This is a genomic window from Mesorhizobium sp. M7A.F.Ce.TU.012.03.2.1, from assembly GCF_004006095.1.
Classification (GTDB): Bacteria; Pseudomonadota; Alphaproteobacteria; order Rhizobiales; family Rhizobiaceae; genus Mesorhizobium.
Map to the genome: position 1 here is coordinate 4,339,849 of NZ_CP034779.1, position 14,355 is coordinate 4,354,203.

The 14,355-nt window shown below is 63.0% G+C and carries 17 protein-coding genes and 1 other RNA gene; 13 read left to right on the forward strand and 5 right to left on the reverse strand.

The window, feature by feature from the left end:
* Positions 1–57: 57 nt before the first annotated feature.
* Positions 58–417, reverse strand: a transfer-messenger RNA (tmRNA) gene (gene ssrA, locus EJ079_RS21170).
* Between the two features lie 170 nt (positions 418–587).
* Between ssrA and EJ079_RS21175 the strand changes: the two genes are divergently transcribed.
* Positions 588–899, forward strand: coding sequence for a DUF2853 family protein (locus EJ079_RS21175; protein WP_127271793.1), 312 nt, complete (start codon positions 588–590; stop codon positions 897–899).
* Between the two features lie 158 nt (positions 900–1,057).
* The gene (locus EJ079_RS21180) at positions 1,058–1,852 is read left to right on the forward strand and encodes a thymidylate synthase (protein WP_027160597.1); all 795 of its coding nucleotides are present in this window, start codon (positions 1,058–1,060) and stop codon (positions 1,850–1,852) included.
* Positions 1,853–1,863: 11 nt separating this feature from the next.
* On the opposite strand, the gene EJ079_RS21185 is transcribed toward EJ079_RS21180, so the two are convergent.
* On the reverse strand, positions 1,864–2,073 hold the full coding sequence (locus EJ079_RS21185; protein WP_024501417.1) for a molybdopterin-binding protein: 210 nt from the start codon (positions 2,071–2,073) through the stop codon (positions 1,864–1,866).
* Between the two features lie 160 nt (positions 2,074–2,233).
* On the opposite strand from EJ079_RS21185, the gene modA reads away from it, so the two are divergent.
* The 4 genes from modA (at position 2,234) to EJ079_RS21205 (ending at position 5,279) form a co-directional block, all read left to right on the forward strand.
* On the forward strand, positions 2,234–3,028 hold the full coding sequence (modA, locus tag EJ079_RS21190; protein ID WP_127810030.1) for a molybdate ABC transporter substrate-binding protein: 795 nt from the start codon (positions 2,234–2,236) through the stop codon (positions 3,026–3,028).
* Between the two features lie 15 nt (positions 3,029–3,043).
* The gene (gene modB, locus EJ079_RS21195) at positions 3,044–3,748 is read left to right on the forward strand and encodes a molybdate ABC transporter permease subunit (protein ID WP_127810031.1); all 705 of its coding nucleotides are present in this window, start codon (positions 3,044–3,046) and stop codon (positions 3,746–3,748) included.
* Complete coding sequence (gene modC / locus EJ079_RS21200) at positions 3,745–4,857, forward strand: molybdenum ABC transporter ATP-binding protein (RefSeq protein ID WP_127810032.1); 1,113 nt, start codon at positions 3,745–3,747, stop codon at positions 4,855–4,857. The genes modB and modC overlap by 4 nt, the downstream gene beginning before the upstream one ends.
* An 80-nt stretch (positions 4,858–4,937) precedes the next feature.
* Positions 4,938–5,279, forward strand: a complete 342-nt coding sequence (locus EJ079_RS21205; protein ID WP_127271788.1) for a winged helix-turn-helix domain-containing protein — start codon at positions 4,938–4,940, stop codon at positions 5,277–5,279.
* A 52-nt stretch (positions 5,280–5,331) separates the two neighbouring features.
* Here EJ079_RS21205 and cobF read toward each other — a convergent pair whose 3' ends face one another.
* Positions 5,332–6,117: a precorrin-6A synthase (deacetylating) gene (gene cobF, locus EJ079_RS21210; RefSeq protein ID WP_127810033.1), complete on the reverse strand. Its 786-nt coding sequence runs from the start codon at positions 6,115–6,117 to the stop codon at positions 5,332–5,334.
* Positions 6,118–6,248: 131 nt separating this feature from the next.
* Between cobF and EJ079_RS21215 the strand changes: the two genes are divergently transcribed.
* From EJ079_RS21215 to EJ079_RS21240, 6 genes are all read left to right on the forward strand, one after another.
* Positions 6,249–7,250: a DUF4424 domain-containing protein gene (locus EJ079_RS21215; protein WP_127398801.1), complete on the forward strand. Its 1,002-nt coding sequence runs from the start codon at positions 6,249–6,251 to the stop codon at positions 7,248–7,250.
* The gene (locus tag EJ079_RS21220; protein WP_127810034.1) at positions 7,250–7,768 is read left to right on the forward strand and encodes a dihydrofolate reductase; all 519 of its coding nucleotides are present in this window, start codon (positions 7,250–7,252) and stop codon (positions 7,766–7,768) included. The genes EJ079_RS21215 and EJ079_RS21220 overlap by 1 nt, the downstream gene beginning before the upstream one ends.
* A gap of 168 nt (positions 7,769–7,936) precedes the next feature.
* Positions 7,937–9,061, forward strand: a complete 1,125-nt coding sequence (gene hflK / locus EJ079_RS21225; protein WP_023813074.1) for an FtsH protease activity modulator HflK — start codon at positions 7,937–7,939, stop codon at positions 9,059–9,061.
* On the forward strand, positions 9,061–10,029 hold the full coding sequence (locus EJ079_RS21230) for a protease modulator HflC (protein ID WP_127810035.1): 969 nt from the start codon (positions 9,061–9,063) through the stop codon (positions 10,027–10,029). The genes hflK and EJ079_RS21230 overlap by 1 nt, the downstream gene beginning before the upstream one ends.
* A 6-nt stretch (positions 10,030–10,035) precedes the next feature.
* Positions 10,036–10,224, forward strand: a complete 189-nt coding sequence (locus EJ079_RS21235) for a DUF2065 domain-containing protein (RefSeq protein WP_023813072.1) — start codon at positions 10,036–10,038, stop codon at positions 10,222–10,224.
* A gap of 127 nt (positions 10,225–10,351) precedes the next feature.
* Complete coding sequence (locus EJ079_RS21240; protein ID WP_127271780.1) at positions 10,352–11,869, forward strand: DegQ family serine endoprotease; 1,518 nt, start codon at positions 10,352–10,354, stop codon at positions 11,867–11,869.
* A gap of 49 nt (positions 11,870–11,918) precedes the next feature.
* On the opposite strand, the gene EJ079_RS21245 is transcribed toward EJ079_RS21240, so the two are convergent.
* Positions 11,919–12,491 (reverse strand): GNAT family N-acetyltransferase, encoded by a 573-nt coding sequence (locus EJ079_RS21245; protein WP_127810036.1) that lies wholly within the window; start codon positions 12,489–12,491, stop codon positions 11,919–11,921.
* Positions 12,488–13,375: a phosphoserine phosphatase SerB gene (gene serB, locus EJ079_RS21250; protein ID WP_127810037.1), complete on the reverse strand. Its 888-nt coding sequence runs from the start codon at positions 13,373–13,375 to the stop codon at positions 12,488–12,490. Before serB ends, EJ079_RS21245 begins: the two co-directional genes overlap by 4 nt.
* On the opposite strand from serB, the gene miaA reads away from it, so the two are divergent.
* Positions 13,365–14,333 (forward strand): tRNA (adenosine(37)-N6)-dimethylallyltransferase MiaA, encoded by a 969-nt coding sequence (miaA, locus tag EJ079_RS21255; RefSeq protein WP_127810038.1) that lies wholly within the window; start codon positions 13,365–13,367, stop codon positions 14,331–14,333. The genes serB and miaA overlap by 11 nt on opposite strands.
* The last annotated feature ends 22 nt before the right edge of the window (positions 14,334–14,355 follow it).

Sequence of the window (14,355 nt, forward strand, 5' to 3'; positions counted from 1 at the left end):
GAAGTTGGCCGGCGGGAGCTGCCGTTGTGCGTAACGCATGTTGAGGAGGAGGGGAGAAGTGGAGGTTTCTGTTGCCAGGTACCTCCGAACCCCGCCTAGAAGTGCGAACCTCTAGGGCTTGATTTGAAGCTATCGCACCGCTTACGCGGCGAGACGTGCTTCCGCATAGTTGTCATTTGCAACTACAGGTTTAGCCCGATGACGGTGGTACCATGCCGGGCAAAAGTACGATCTTTACACCTTCGTCGATCCTATTTCGCCCCCAGCAAAAACCGCTCTGTCATCAGCAGCGGCTTTTGGTGGAGGCGCCGGGTACCGCCCCCGGGTCCGAACGGCTTATTTCATCGCCCATTTATCGCCATAGTCGGTCAAGCCGACAAACCGAATATAGGGGGCCATCGCAAGAAATGGAAGGCCGCAATGGCACTTTGTCCCCCTGACAAAACCGCAAGTCCAAAGGGTTGACTTGGGCGCGGTCTCAACCGAAGCTTTGCCCCGGTGAGGAGTTACCGACCTAGCGCACATGTTGCAGCAGCGCGCCACAGCCCTCATCGATCGGATCCGTGGCGCCGACGAGGGGAATTTTGATGGCCGACTATCTTGCAGACGTGAAGAAATACGATGCCTCGGCGAGTGCCGACGTGGTCGACAAAATCGTGAAGCATCTTGGCATTGCGCTCCGGAACCGCGATTCCTCGCTGGTGTCCTGCACCGATCCGAAGGAGCTAGAGCGCGTCAAGGCTGGCTGGGTTGCGAAGAAGCTCGGCATATCGGACGACAACAAGGCCGACGCTTCGATCGAGAAGGTCTGCAAGGCGATGGCCGCCGACAGTACCAAGAACCGGGTTACCTTCTACTATCTGGTTGCCAAGGACCTGGGTAAACTCGGCTCCCTCTGACGACCGCACGTCAATTTGCAGGGGCTGGCGCGGTCCATGCGTTAGCCCTGATGTTGTTGGGGACTGGCAGCCTTCGGGCAGGGCTTGCGCTGCTTTGTGGTGTTCGATTGCCTGTCCGTCAGCTATGATGGCTGGACAACCGAATCGAGCCGGAACCGATGCGCCAGTATCTCGACCTCCTGCAGCACGTACTGGACAACGGCGCCGATCGCGGCGACCGCACCGGCACCGGAACGCGCTCCGTCTTCGGCTACCAGATGCGTTTCGACCTGGCGCGCGGCTTTCCCGTCACCACGACCAAGAAGCTGCATCTCAAGTCGATCATCCATGAGCTTCTGTGGTTCCTGGCCGGCGACACCAACATCAAATACCTCACCGATAACGGCGTTTCGATCTGGGACGAATGGGCCGACGAGAATGGCGATCTCGGCCCGGTCTACGGCAAGCAATGGCGCTCCTGGCCGGATGGCCATGGCGGCTCGATCGACCAGATCGCGAATCTTCTCAAGGAGATACGCAAAAATCCTCAATCGCGGCGGCTGATCGTTTCGGCGTGGAATCCGGCCGAAGTGGAAGCGATGGCGCTGCCGCCCTGCCACTGCCTGTTCCAATTCTATGTTTCGGAAGGGCGGCTTTCCTGCCAACTCTACCAGCGTTCCGCCGATATCTTCCTTGGCGTGCCGTTCAACATCGCGTCCTATGCCCTGCTGACCTTGATGGTGGCGCAGGTCACCGGGCTGAAACCCGGCGATTTCGTCCACACGCTCGGTGATGCGCATCTCTACTCGAACCATTTCGAGCAAGCACGCGAACAACTGCGGCGCACGCCGAAGGTGCTGCCGACGATGTGGATCAATCCGGAGGTGAAGGATCTGTTCGCCTTCCGCTTCGAGGATTTCCGGCTGGAAAACTACGTCGCCGATGCGTCGATCAAGGCGCCGATCGCGGTCTAAGGCCGCAAATTTCAGTCGATGCCGACCATCACGTCCGAGGCCTTGACCACGGCATAGGCCTGCTTGCCCTTTTCGAGCTTGAGATCGGCGACGGCCTCGTTGGTGATCGAGGCGGTGACGATGGCGCCGCCACCGATGTCGATCCTGACATGCGAGGTGGTGGCTCCCTTGACGATCTCGGCGATCGTTCCCTTGAGGACGTTGCGGGCGCTGATCTTCATCGGAGTTTCCTTTCCAGGGTTTCTTTGCCGGTCTCACCATAACAATCGGTGTCGTACAGACGCTTTCATGGGGCGCCGGGCCTTCCCTTGTTATATTCATACGGATATATCGGTTAGCGGGCTTCGAGCCGGCCGGATTTCAAACCAGGGAGAGTCTTCCATGACGCGCATAGGTTTTGGATCGAGGGCGATCACCATTGGGGGTTTTGCGGCGATGTTGATGGCGGCGGTGCCGGCAGCACATGCGGAAGACAAGGTGGTGGTGTTTGCCGCGGCCAGCCTCAAGGATGCGCTCGACGCCGTGAACAAGGCCTGCGAGGCCGATGTCGGCGAGGCGGCGACCGTCTCTTATGCCGCGAGCTCGGCGCTGGCCAAACAGATCGAGGGCGGGGCGCCTGCCGACGTCTTCATCTCGGCCGACCTCGACTGGATGAAATATCTCTCCGACAAGAAGCTGACCAAGCCGGACACCGAAGTGAAGCTGCTCGGCAATGAGATCGTGCTGGTGGCGCCGAAGGACTCGGCGGTCGACACCAGGATCGAGAAGGGTTTTGACCTCGCCAAGCTGATCGGCGACGGCAAGCTCGCCATGGGCGATTTCAAGGCGGTGCCGGCCGGCAAATACGGCAAGGCCGCACTTGAATCGCTCGGCGTCTGGTCCTCGGTCGAGGGCAAGGTGGCGCAGGCCGAAAACGTGCGCGCGGCGCTGAAGCTGGTTTCGACGGGCGAAGCCGCCCTGGGCATTGTCTATGCCACCGACGCGCATGCCGAAAAGGGCGTCAAGGTGGTCGGCACCTTCCCGGAGGATTCGCATCCGCCGATCATCTATCCGGTTGCCCAGACCGCCGATTCGAAGGACAAGGATACGCGGGCTTTCCTGAAATGCCTGCAGTCGGCCAAGGCGGCCGTGCTGTTCAAGGATCAGGGATTTACCGTACTCGCGCCGAGCAACTGAGTTCCAAGGGGCACAATGAACTGGCTGCTGGACCTCACTCCCGACGAATGGAATGCGGTTCGGCTGTCCATCAAGGTGGCAATGGTGGCGATGCTCGCCAGCCTGCCGCCGGGCATCTTGATTGCGCTGCTGCTTGCCCGGGGACAGTTCTGGGGCAAGACCGTTCTCAACGGGCTGGTGCATCTGCCGCTGATCTTGCCGCCCGTGGTGACCGGCTACCTGCTGCTGCTGACCTTCGGCCGGCGCGGCCCGGCCGGCGCCTTCCTGGCCGAGCATTTCGGCATTGTCTTCTCCTTCCGCTGGACAGGTGCGGCGCTGGCCTGCGGCGTCATGGGCTTTCCCCTGATGGTGCGGGCGATCCGGCTGTCGATCGAGGCGGTGGACCGCAAGATGGAAGCGGCGGCGGGAACGCTCGGCGCCAATCCGCTCTGGGTGTTCGCCACCATCACGCTGCCCCTGATCCTGCCCGGGCTGATCGCCGGCGCCATCCTGGCCTTCGCCAAGGCGATGGGCGAGTTCGGCGCCACCATCACCTTCGTCTCCAACATTCCCAATGAGACGCAGACATTGCCGTCGGCGATCTACACCTTCACGCAGATGCCGGGTGGCGATGAAGGGGCGCTCCGCCTGACGCTGATCTCGATCGTCATCTCCATGGCAGCACTTGTGGCTTCGGAGGTGCTGGCGCGGCGTGTCGGCCGGCGACTGGACATCGAATGAGCGTTCTCGTCGACATCAGTCATCGGCTGGGTGGTTTCGCCATCGACGCCCGCTTCGAAAGCGCCGGGCGGCTGACGGCGCTGTTCGGCGCGTCTGGGTCGGGCAAGACGACACTGATCAACATGATTGCCGGGCTGATCCGGCCCGACAGGGGACGCATCGAGGTCGACGGCCGTGTGCTGGTCGATACCGGTGCCGGCATTTTCGTGCCGAAGCACAAGCGCCGCATCGGCATGGTGTTCCAGGACGCACGGCTGTTTCCGCATTTGAGCGTTTCCGGCAATCTTCGTTACGGCCGCTGGTTCACGCCGCCGGCGGAGCGCTACGCCGATATCGATGCCGTCGTCGACCTGCTCGGCATCGGGCCGCTCATGAACAGGCGGCCGGCAAAGCTCTCGGGCGGCGAGAAACAGCGCGTGGCGATCGGCCGGGCATTGCTTGCCAGCCCCAGACTGCTGCTCATGGACGAACCGCTGGCCTCGCTCGACGAAGCGCGCAAGGCCGAAATCCTGCCCTATGTCGAAAGGCTGCGCGACGAGACGAAAATCCCGATCGTCTATGTCAGTCATTCGGTCGCCGAAGTGGCGAGGCTGGCCAGCGATGTGGTGATGCTGGCGCAGGGCAATGTCGTTGCCAGCGGGCCGACCGAGGCGGTGATGCAAAGGCTCGACCTGTTGCCGGCGGAGGAGCGCGGCGAGGGCGGCGCCGTGCTGGACACCAGGGTGCTGCGTCACGACGAGACTTTCGGCATGACCGTGCTCGGCTCGGCCGCGGGCGAGCTCCGGGTGCCACAGCTGGCGATGAAGACAGGTACGCCGGTGCGCATCCGTATTCGCGCCCGCGATGTGATGATCGCCACCGAAAAGCCGACGGGTCTCAGCGCGCTCAACATCCTACCGGGGACCATTACCGCGATGAGCCCCGGCGAAGGGCCCGCGGTCGAGGTCGGTATCGACTGCAATGGCGCAACCGTGCTTGCCCGCATCACCGAACAGTCGCGGCAGGCGCTGAGGCTTCATCTTGGCGGCAAGGTTTTCGCGGTGATCAAGACGGTGAGCTTCGATCGGGCGAACACCGGTGCCGGCCTGCCCGCCGAGGCGGATGGATGATCCCGCTATGCCTTTTTGGAATAGCGGTTTCGCCAGGGAGCTTCTAGTATGGGGTTGGGTTGTGACCGCGGAGAGCAAAGATGCCGTCGCTGAGCTTGCGGATAAATCTCGATCCCGACGGGCGCGTCGGGCCGGGCAAGATCGAACTCCTGGAACAGATCGCCGCCTTCGGCTCCATCTCGGCCGCCGCTCGCGGCATGGAGATGTCCTATAAGCACGCCTGGGACCTGGTCGAGGACATGAACCGGGTGTTCGGCAAGCCGCTGGTGGCGGCACAGACCGGCGGCCGCAAGGGCGGCGGCGCACAGTTGACGGCGGTCGGCCTGGCAGTGGTCAGCCGCTTCCGCGCCATCGAGCGCGCAGCCTCGGCCGCGGCGGCGGCGCATATGGAGGCATTGCAGGCGGAGATTGATGCTGGGTGAGGGCAGTAGGGCAGTAGGGCAGTAGGGCAGTAGGGCAGTAGGGCAGTAGGGCCTAATCCTCTGCGCTTGGCTTGCGAAGCAGGTAAGTGTCCATGATCCAGCCCTTTTTCCGGCGCGCTTCTTCACGGGTTCTCTCGATCTCGGCGCCGACATCACTGAGACGGCCAGAGATGAGAATCTCGTCTTCCGTGCCGAGATAGGCGCCCCAGTGGATGACGACATCCTTGTCGACAAGCGTGTTGAAGGCGCATTTGCCGTCCAGCAGCACGACCGCGCTGCCGGCATTGTCCGGCATGCCTTCCTCGGTGAGGCGGCGGCCGGTGGTGATGAGGACGGAATCGCCGATGCGGTTCAGCGCCATCTTGTGGCTGGCGGCAAGCGCCTGGACAGCGGTGATGCCGGGGATCACCTCAAGCTCGAACGCCACATTTCCTCGCAGGCGCACGCGCTCGAGGATGCGTAACGCGCTGTCATAGAGCGAAGGATCGCCCCAGATCAGGAAGGCGCCGCAGCCGTCGCCTGCAATCTCATCGCGGATCAGGCCTTCGTAAATGGCGGCGATGGCTTCGTGCCAGTCATCGACGGTCGCGCGGTAGGAGGGCTCCGGCCCATCTTCTACTGGCATGTCGCGCACCGGCACGTCGAATTCGACGCGGCGCGACTTCGGATTGGTGACGAAGCGGTCGCATATCCGGCGGCGCAGTTCGGCTAGTTCATTTTTTTTCGCACCCTTGTCGGGAATGAACAGCACATCCGCCTGGTTCAGGCCTGATATGGCCTGGACGGTCATGTGGTCGGGATTGCCGGCGCCGATGCCGATGACGAGAAGCTTGCGCATGGGCGAACTCCTGCCCGATCGGAACCTGTTAGTCCAGACCGCGCTGGCGCGCGTCCGCGGATGCGGAAGGGCTTTGAACGCCACATTGAAACCGCTAGGGTCCTGCAAGCATTCTGGCCGAGGTTGTTTCCATGTTGCGATATATTCTGACCGCCGTGCTGGCCCTGTCGTCCGCGCCCGCCTTCGCCAATGATTCGGTTGCCGAACTTGGCACCGGCGGCCTGATCCTGTCGCGCAGCGACGCCGTGTCGATGCAAAGCGAGGACCTCTTCATCTCGCCGGAAAAGGTGACGGTCGACTATGTCTTCCATAACAACACCGACAAGGATGTCGACGCAATCGTCGCCTTCCCGATGCCCGAAATATCGGGCAATCCCGAAGAAATCCCGGCGATTCCCGAAAACCAGAGCGACAATTTCCTCGGCTTCGAGGTGACGATCGACGGTGTTGCCGTCAAGCCGCAGTTGGAGCAGAAGGTGTTTGCGCTCGGCATCGACATCAGCGCCGAGTTGAAGGCGCAAAACGTGCCGTTCTATCCATTCGGCGATGCGGCGAAGGCGGCGCTGGCCAAGCTGCCGCAAGCGGTTGTCGATGACTGGGTCAACCGCGGCATCATCATCGAGGACACCGGCAGCGACGGCACCGAGACCACCAAGGTCTACACGCCGTTCTGGCAACTGCGTTCGACCTACTGGTGGCGCTCGACCTTTCCGGCCAACAAGGACGTCCATGTTTCCCACCACTATAAGCCGAGCGTCGGCGGCACGTCTTCAGTCAGCTTCTTCTACGACGGCAAATTCCAGGGACAGTATGCGGCCTACAAGGCCCGCTATTGCATGGATGGCACATTCGAAAATGCGGTGCGCAAGGCTGCCAAGGACGACCCTGACGGCTACCCCAAATATTTCGAGAACCGCATCGCCTATATCCTGACCACCGGCGGCAACTGGGCCACTGGCACGATCGGCAAGTTCAAGCTGACGATCGACAAGGGCAATCCGAAAGCCCTGGTCTCGTTCTGCGGCGACAATGTCAAAAAGACCGGACCGACGACATTCGAGATGACGGCGGATGATTTATACCCCGAGCGCGACATCGACATCCTGATCCTCGAGCCAACGGACGGCAATTGATGCACGTCGCAATCTACGTTGCCATCGCCGAGAACGGCGTGATCGGGCGGGACGGCGGGCTCCCGTGGCGGCTCTCCACCGATCTCAAGCGCTTCAGAGCCGATACGATGGGCAAGCCCATCATCATGGGCCGCAAGACCTATGAGGGCATCGGCCGGCCGCTGCCGGGCAGGTTGAACATCGTCGTCACCCGCGACAAGACCTGGCGCGCCGAGGGCGTCGAGGCGGCACATTCGCTCGAGGCCGCGATCCAACTGGCGACGGAGCGCGGGCGCCGCATGGCCGATGTGGACGAGGTGTGCGTCATCGGCGGCGGCGAAATCTATGCTCAGGCCATGCTGCTGGCCGATCGCCTGCATGTCACCCATGTGCTGGCAGCGGTCGACGGCGACGCGTATTTCCCGCCGATCGATCCTGATTCCTGGCACATTGTCAGCTCGCACGACGTCCCAGCCGGGGAAAAGGACAGCCACCCGACGCGTTATTCGGTCTACGAGCGGCGTCGAGAGAGACATTGAATGAAAAAAGGGGCATTGAAGGAAGACAAAGGGTCGCGACCGGACAAATCGGACGAAGTCGGCAGCGCATCGCGTTGAAAGCGCCTCGTGGCGTCCCTATAGAAGAACAATACTGGATTTTGCGCCGTAATACCGGCGCTTGAGGGAATTCCAAGCGAAAGGACATTCATGCCCTGGAACGACAAAAGCGGCGGTGGCGGCGGCCCATGGGGTGGCGGCGGCAACAATCAAGGACCCTGGGGGCAGGGTCCAAAGGGACCCAGCGGGCCACAGGGCTCGCCTCCCGATCTCGAAGACATCATCCGCCGCGGCCAGGACCGGCTGCGGCGCGCTCTTCCGGGTGGCGGCGGCGCGAGCCCGGCTATCTTCGCGCTGATCGCGGCTGCACTTGTCGTGCTGTGGGCGTTCAAGGCGGTTTATACCGTGCAGCCCGACGAGGTCGCGGTCGAATTGCGCTTCGGCAAGCCGAAGACCGAACTGTCGCAGCCTGGCCTGCATTTCCATTGGTGGCCGCTCGAAACCGTCGAGACGGCCAAGATTTCCGAGCAGCTCGTCGATATCGGCGGCGGCGGCGCGACGAGTGGCAACACGTCCGGGCTGATGCTTACCGGCGACCAGAACATCGTCAACGTCCAGTTCTCGGTGGCCTATCAAGTCTCCGACCCGAGCGCGTATCTGTTCGATGTGTCCGATCCCGACGGTATGCTGCGGCAGGTAGCCGAAAGCGCCATGCGTGAAGCCGTCGGCCGCCGGCCGGCGCAGGACATCTTCCGCGACGACCGCCAGGGCATTGCCGCCTCGGTGCGTGAAATCATCCAGACGACGCTGGACGGCTACAAGGCCGGTCTCAACGTCAACGCCGTCTCGATTGAGGATGCGGCACCGCCACGCGAAGTGGCCGATGCGTTCGACGAAGTGCAGCGCGCCGAGCAGGACGAGGACAAGTTCGTCGAGCAGGCCAACCAGTACTCCAACCAGAAGCTCGGGCAGGCGCGCGGCGAGGCCGCACAGATCCGCGAAGACGCGGCCGCCTACAAGAACCGGGTCGTGCAGGAAGCCGAGGGTGAGGCGCAGCGCTTCATCTCGGTCTATGACGAATATGCCAAGGCGCCCGATGTAACGCGCAAGCGCCTCTACCTGGAAACCATGGAGAAGGTTCTGAAGGATTCGAGCAAGGTCATCGTCGAGCAGGGCAACGGGCAAGGGGTCGTTCCCTATCTGCCGCTGCCGGCATTGCAACCGAAAGCGCCGGCACCCGCTGCGCCCAGTGGCGTTACGGGAGGTAACCAGTGATGGCCAACCGTCTTCCCATCATCGTCGTCGCAGCAGCGGTTATCCTGTTCCTGCTCTATTCGTCGGTCTTCGTGGTCAATGCGCGCCAGCAGGCGCTGGTGCTCAGGTTCGGTGAGATCGTCGACGTCAAGAGCGAACCCGGCATCTACTTCAAGGCGCCGTTCTCGTTCTTCGACGCCGACACCGTGCAGTTGATCGAGAACCGGGTGCTGCGCTTCGACCTCGACAACATCCGCGTCCAGGTGTCAGGCGGCAAGTTCTATGAGGTCGACGCCTTCATCGCCTACCGCATCTCGGATCCGCGGGTCTTCCGCTCCACCGTGTCGGGTCAGATCGAACTGGCAGAAGCCCGGCTCAGGACGCGTCTCGACGCTGCCTTGCGCCGTGTCTACGGTCTGCGTGATTTCGAGGCCGCACTTTCCGAACAGCGCACCGTGATGATGCGCGAAGTCCGCGACCAGCTCAGGCCCGACGCCACATCGCTCGGCCTGCAGATCGAGGATGTCCGTATCCGCCGCACGGATCTCACGGCCGAAGTCTCGCAGCAGACCTTCGACCGCATGAAGGCGGAACGCCTGGCGGAAGCTGCGCGGCTGAGGGCGCGCGGCAATGAAGCGGCACAGCGCATCACCGCCCGCGCCGATCGCGAAGTGGTCGAGATCGTCGCCGAAGCGCAGAAAGAGTCGGAAATCCTGCGCGGCGAGGGCGAAGCCCAGCGCAGCGCCACCTTCGCGGGAGCCTATCAGCGCGATCCGGCCTTCTTCGACTTCTACCGGTCGATGAATGCCTATGGCACGGCGCTGGACAACACCGGAACGACGATGGTGCTGTCGCCGAACTCGGAGTTCTTCCGCTTCTTCCGCAATCCTGACGGCGGCGAGGGGCCGGCAAAGCCGGCTTCGCCTGCGCCAAACGCTCCGGCGCGGCGGGTGCCGTCGCCGGCGGCACAGCCCAGCACCGGCCAGTAGCGGCCGGTGCAGGATTTTCTTGCCGCCATGGGCCTGGTCCTTGTCATAGAGGGTCTGGTCTATGGCGGTTTTCCCGGCCTGGCCAGGAAACTTGCCACCGAAGTGCTGTCTCTGCCCGAGAACGCGCTGCGGATCGCCGGACTGGCGGCGATCGTGATCGGCGTGGGCATCGTCTGGCTGGTACGGGGCGCATGACGGCGGCGATGATTTATCCTCTGCCGATAGTCATAGCCGCAAACGTGCCGTATTTTTTGCCAACATGGCGTGACGCGGCGTTTTCGTCGAAGCGCTTTTCTTTTCAAGGATACCGGGAGGCTTCTCGATGACATCCAATACAATTCTGTGCGCGGCTCGGCGGACATTCATCGCCGGCGCGGCGGCACTTCTTGTCAGCGCAGTCGCTGTCCCGTCCTTCGTGACGCCGACATTTGCCGCCGATGGACCCGCTTCGGTCGCCGATCTGGCGCAAGGCCTGCTCGGCGCAGTGGTCAACATATCGACCTCGCAGACGGTCAAGGGCACCGAAGGCCCGGGCGCGGTGCCGATGCCGCAATTGCCCGAGGGGTCGCCCTTCCAGGATTTCTTCGACGATTTCTTCAAGAACCGCGGCGGTGACAAGGACAACGGCTCGCAGAAGGTGCAGTCGCTGGGCTCCGGCTTCGTCATCGATGCCGAGCAAGGCATCGTCGTCACCAACAACCATGTCATTGCCGATGCCGACGACATCGAGGTCAATTTCTCCGATGGTGTCACCTTGAAGGCGACGCTGGTCGGCACCGACACCAAGACCGATGTCGCCGTGCTCAAGGTCGATCCGAAAGGCCACAAGCTGACGGCGGTGAAGTTCGGCGATTCCACCAAGATGCGCGTCGGCGACTGGGTGATGGCGATCGGCAATCCGTTCGGCCTCGGCGGCACGGTCACGGTCGGCATCGTCTCTGCCCGCAACCGCGACATCAATTCCGGCCCCTATGATGACTTCATCCAGACCGATGCCGCGATCAACCGTGGCAATTCCGGCGGACCGCTGTTCAACAGCGCCGGCGAAGTCATCGGCATCAACACGGCGATCATTTCGCCTTCCGGCGGTTCGATCGGCATCGGCTTTTCCATCCCCGCCCAGCTCGCGTCCGGCGTCGTCGACCAGTTGCGCCAGTTCGGCGAGACGCGGCGCGGCTGGCTCGGCGTGCGCATCCAGCCGGTGACCGACGACATCGCCGAAAGCCTCGGCATGGCGACCGCCAGGGGCGCGCTGGTCGCCGGCGTGATCAAGGGTGGCCCGGTCGACAATGGCACCATCCAGGCGGGCGACGTCGTCATCAAGTTCGACGGCAAGGACATCCATGAGATGCGCGATCTGCCGCGCGTCGTCGCCGAAAGCCCGGTTGGCAAGGCGGTCGATGTGCTCATCGTGCGCAAGGGTGTCGAGCAGACCGTGAAAGTGACGCTCGGCCGGCTCGAGGATGGCGAGAAGCTCGCCAGCAGCGAGGAGGGCAGCAACACCGATCAGGACAAGGGCGACAAGGCTCCGGCCGTTTCCACTGCTTCGGTGCTCGGCATGACGGTCGGCGAACTGAACGACGAGACACGCAAGAAGTTCAGCATTGCGGCCGATGTTTCGGGCGTCGTCATCACCGACGTCACCAAGGACTCGGCAGCCGCCGAACGCGGCATCCAGCCCGGCGAGGTGATCACCGAGATCGCACAGGAATCGGTTGCCACGCCCAAGGATGTCATGGACCGCATCGGCGCCTTGAAGGAACAGGGGCGCAAGAATGCGCTGCTGATGCTGGCCTCGAAGACCGGCGAGCTCAGGTTCGTGACGATCCGGATGGACTGATATCCGGAAGATCCGGCGAAAAAATCCTCATCTTGAATGGAAAGGGCGGCTAGCGGGCCGCCCTTTTTCTTGCCTGCCAGTCTTGGCGCGACAGTCTGTACAGGACATGGCGCTTGAGCGCGGGATGGCTGTCGGGAATGCTGGGGTGGTCGAAATCGCCGGACGGATCCGCGCTCATGCCGAGGCGTTGCATGACGGCGGTGGAGCGGCGGTTGGCCGCGACGGCGAATGATACGATTTCATCGAGGCCAAGCGTCTCGAAGCAGTAGGCCAGCCACGCTTCGGCTGCCTCGGTGACATAGCCCTTGCCCCAGAACTCAGGTGCCAGCCGCCAGCCGATCTCGATGGTGCCGGCTGGCAGGGATGGCACATGATCGGTGTCGAGGAGACCGATGAAGCCGATGCATTCACCGGTGGCGGTGATCTCGGCGGCCGCAAAACCGTATCCGTCCTTCGTGGTCCAGGCCCTGAGCTCGTCCATCTTGGCATCCGCCTCGGCGCGGTCGCGGCGGAATGGAAAGAACTCCATGACCCGGTCGTCGGAGTTGATGCGGTGGAACAGGTCGCGGTCGCGATCTTCCCAGTTGCGCAGGATCAGGCGCTCGGTACGCATTGGTTTCATTGCATAAACTCCTCCTGCCTGTAGCCCTGCACATAGAGCAGCGCGGTCAGGTCGCCATGATCGATGCGGACCTTGGCCTGTGCCGCCACCGTCGGCTTGGCGTGGAGCGCGACACCGGTACCGGCAAGGCGGATCATGTCGAGATCATTGGCGCCGTCACCGACGGCGATGGCGTCGGCGGGCGTCAGACCAAGGCGCGCTGAAATTTCGATCAGCGCGTCGGCCTTGGCGGCGCGGCCGAGGATCGGTTCGCCGACCAGCCCGGTGAAGCGGCCGTCCTGCTCGAGCAGGCGATTGGCGCGGTTCTCCTGGAAACCGAGCATGGCGGCGATGCGCGTCGTGAAGACCTCGAAGCCGCCAGACACGAGTGCCGTCCAGGCGCCGTTGGCGCGCATGGTCCGGACCAGAACACGGCCGCCCGCTGCCAGCGTCAGGCGATTGGCGACGATGCGATCGACCACGGCGGCGTCGAGGCCCTTGAGCAACGCCACCCGTTCACGCAAAGCCGGTTCGAAGGCGATCTCACCATTCATGGATCGCGCGGTGATGGCCGCAACATGATCCTTGACGCCGATCTCGTCGGCCAGCTCGTCGATGCATTCCTGGTCGATCATGGTTGAATCCATGTCGGCGATCAGGATTTTCTTGCGGCGGGTTTCCGCCTGCTGGACGATCACGTCGACGGCCTCGCTGGCAAGTGCCGTGCGCAAGACGGCACTCGTGACGGCGTCGTCGGCTGCCTCAGGCAGGACGAGATCGCAGGCAATACCTTCGGCCAGCCAGACAACAGCGCTTGCGCCGACCGACCGTGAGGCCATATTCGCAAGCGACAGCGACAAAGCGCGCTCAGTGGGACGGGAAACAAGCGTGGCGATGAGCGGCATGAAACATTCCGGCGGGAAGGCGGGCGAGGGCCGCGTGAAGAACGCGATCCTGATAGCCGGGCCGACCGCCAGCGGCAAGTCGGCGCTTGCGCTCGATCTGGCCGAGCGCAGGGGTGGCGTGGTCGTCAACACCGATTCCATGCAGGGCTATTCGGTGCTCGACGTGCTGACCGCCCGGCCGGAGGCGGCCGACCTCGCCCGCGCACCGCATTATCTTTATGGCCATGTCCACCCGGCCACCGCCTATTCCACCGGCGCCTGGCTGCGCGACGTGATGAAGCTGATCGAGGACGGCACATTCTCCGAACGGCCAGTGATTTTTGTCGGCGGCACCGGGCTCTACTTTCGCGCGCTGGCCGAGGGCATTTCGGAAATGCCCGACATTCCGCAGCGGGTCCGCGACCGCTGGCGCTATGAGTTGAAGGAGCAGGGCGCCGTCAAGCTGCACAGCCTGCTGCTGCGCGAGGATTCGGCGGCGGCCATGATGCTCAAGCCAACCGACAGCCAGCGCGTCGTGCGGGCATTGGAGGTTCTCGATGCGTCTGGCCGTTCGATCCTGGAATGGCAGGCAGAACGCGGCCAGCCGCTCATCGACAGGGAAAGCGCACGTTTCTTCGTGATCGAGCCGGATCGGGCGGCGTTGGTCGCTCGGATCGACAAACGCTTCGACCAGATGCTGGACAAGGGCGCGCTGGACGAGGTCAAGCGGCTTGCAGCACTTGGCCTCGATCCCGAATTGCCGGCGATGAAAGCGATCGGCGTTCGCGAACTGCAGGCAGCGATGGCCGGAGAGATTGGCTTTCCCGAGGCAATCGAACGCGCCAAGATCGCGACCAGGCAATATTCCAAGCGGCAAACCACCTGGTTCAGGCATCAATTGGGGCCGGAATGGCTGAGATTGCGCCCCGGTGATGATCTGGAAACCACGATCTCAGCGCTTGCTTCCGATACAACCTGAAAAGGTTACATGCAAGGAAAGG

Coding starts and splice junctions, on each gene's coding strand:
- EJ079_RS21175 (WP_127271793.1), top strand. CDS start 588: ATGGCCGACTATCTTGCAGACGTGAAGAAATACGATGCCTCGGCGAGT.
- EJ079_RS21180 (WP_027160597.1), top strand. CDS start 1,058: ATGCGCCAGTATCTCGACCTCCTGCAGCACGTACTGGACAACGGCGCC.
- EJ079_RS21185 (WP_024501417.1), bottom strand. CDS start 2,073: ATGAAGATCAGCGCCCGCAACGTCCTCAAGGGAACGATCGCCGAGATC.
- modA (WP_127810030.1), top strand. CDS start 2,234: ATGACGCGCATAGGTTTTGGATCGAGGGCGATCACCATTGGGGGTTTT.
- modB (WP_127810031.1), top strand. CDS start 3,044: ATGAACTGGCTGCTGGACCTCACTCCCGACGAATGGAATGCGGTTCGG.
- modC (WP_127810032.1), top strand. CDS start 3,745: ATGAGCGTTCTCGTCGACATCAGTCATCGGCTGGGTGGTTTCGCCATC.
- EJ079_RS21205 (WP_127271788.1), top strand. CDS start 4,938: ATGCCGTCGCTGAGCTTGCGGATAAATCTCGATCCCGACGGGCGCGTC.
- cobF (WP_127810033.1), bottom strand. CDS start 6,117: ATGCGCAAGCTTCTCGTCATCGGCATCGGCGCCGGCAATCCCGACCAC.
- EJ079_RS21215 (WP_127398801.1), top strand. CDS start 6,249: ATGTTGCGATATATTCTGACCGCCGTGCTGGCCCTGTCGTCCGCGCCC.
- EJ079_RS21220 (WP_127810034.1), top strand. CDS start 7,250: ATGCACGTCGCAATCTACGTTGCCATCGCCGAGAACGGCGTGATCGGG.
- hflK (WP_023813074.1), top strand. CDS start 7,937: ATGCCCTGGAACGACAAAAGCGGCGGTGGCGGCGGCCCATGGGGTGGC.
- EJ079_RS21230 (WP_127810035.1), top strand. CDS start 9,061: ATGGCCAACCGTCTTCCCATCATCGTCGTCGCAGCAGCGGTTATCCTG.
- EJ079_RS21240 (WP_127271780.1), top strand. CDS start 10,352: ATGACATCCAATACAATTCTGTGCGCGGCTCGGCGGACATTCATCGCC.
- EJ079_RS21245 (WP_127810036.1), bottom strand. CDS start 12,491: ATGAAACCAATGCGTACCGAGCGCCTGATCCTGCGCAACTGGGAAGAT.
- miaA (WP_127810038.1), top strand. CDS start 13,365: ATGAGCGGCATGAAACATTCCGGCGGGAAGGCGGGCGAGGGCCGCGTG.
- serB (WP_127810037.1), bottom strand. CDS start 13,375: ATGCCGCTCATCGCCACGCTTGTTTCCCGTCCCACTGAGCGCGCTTTG.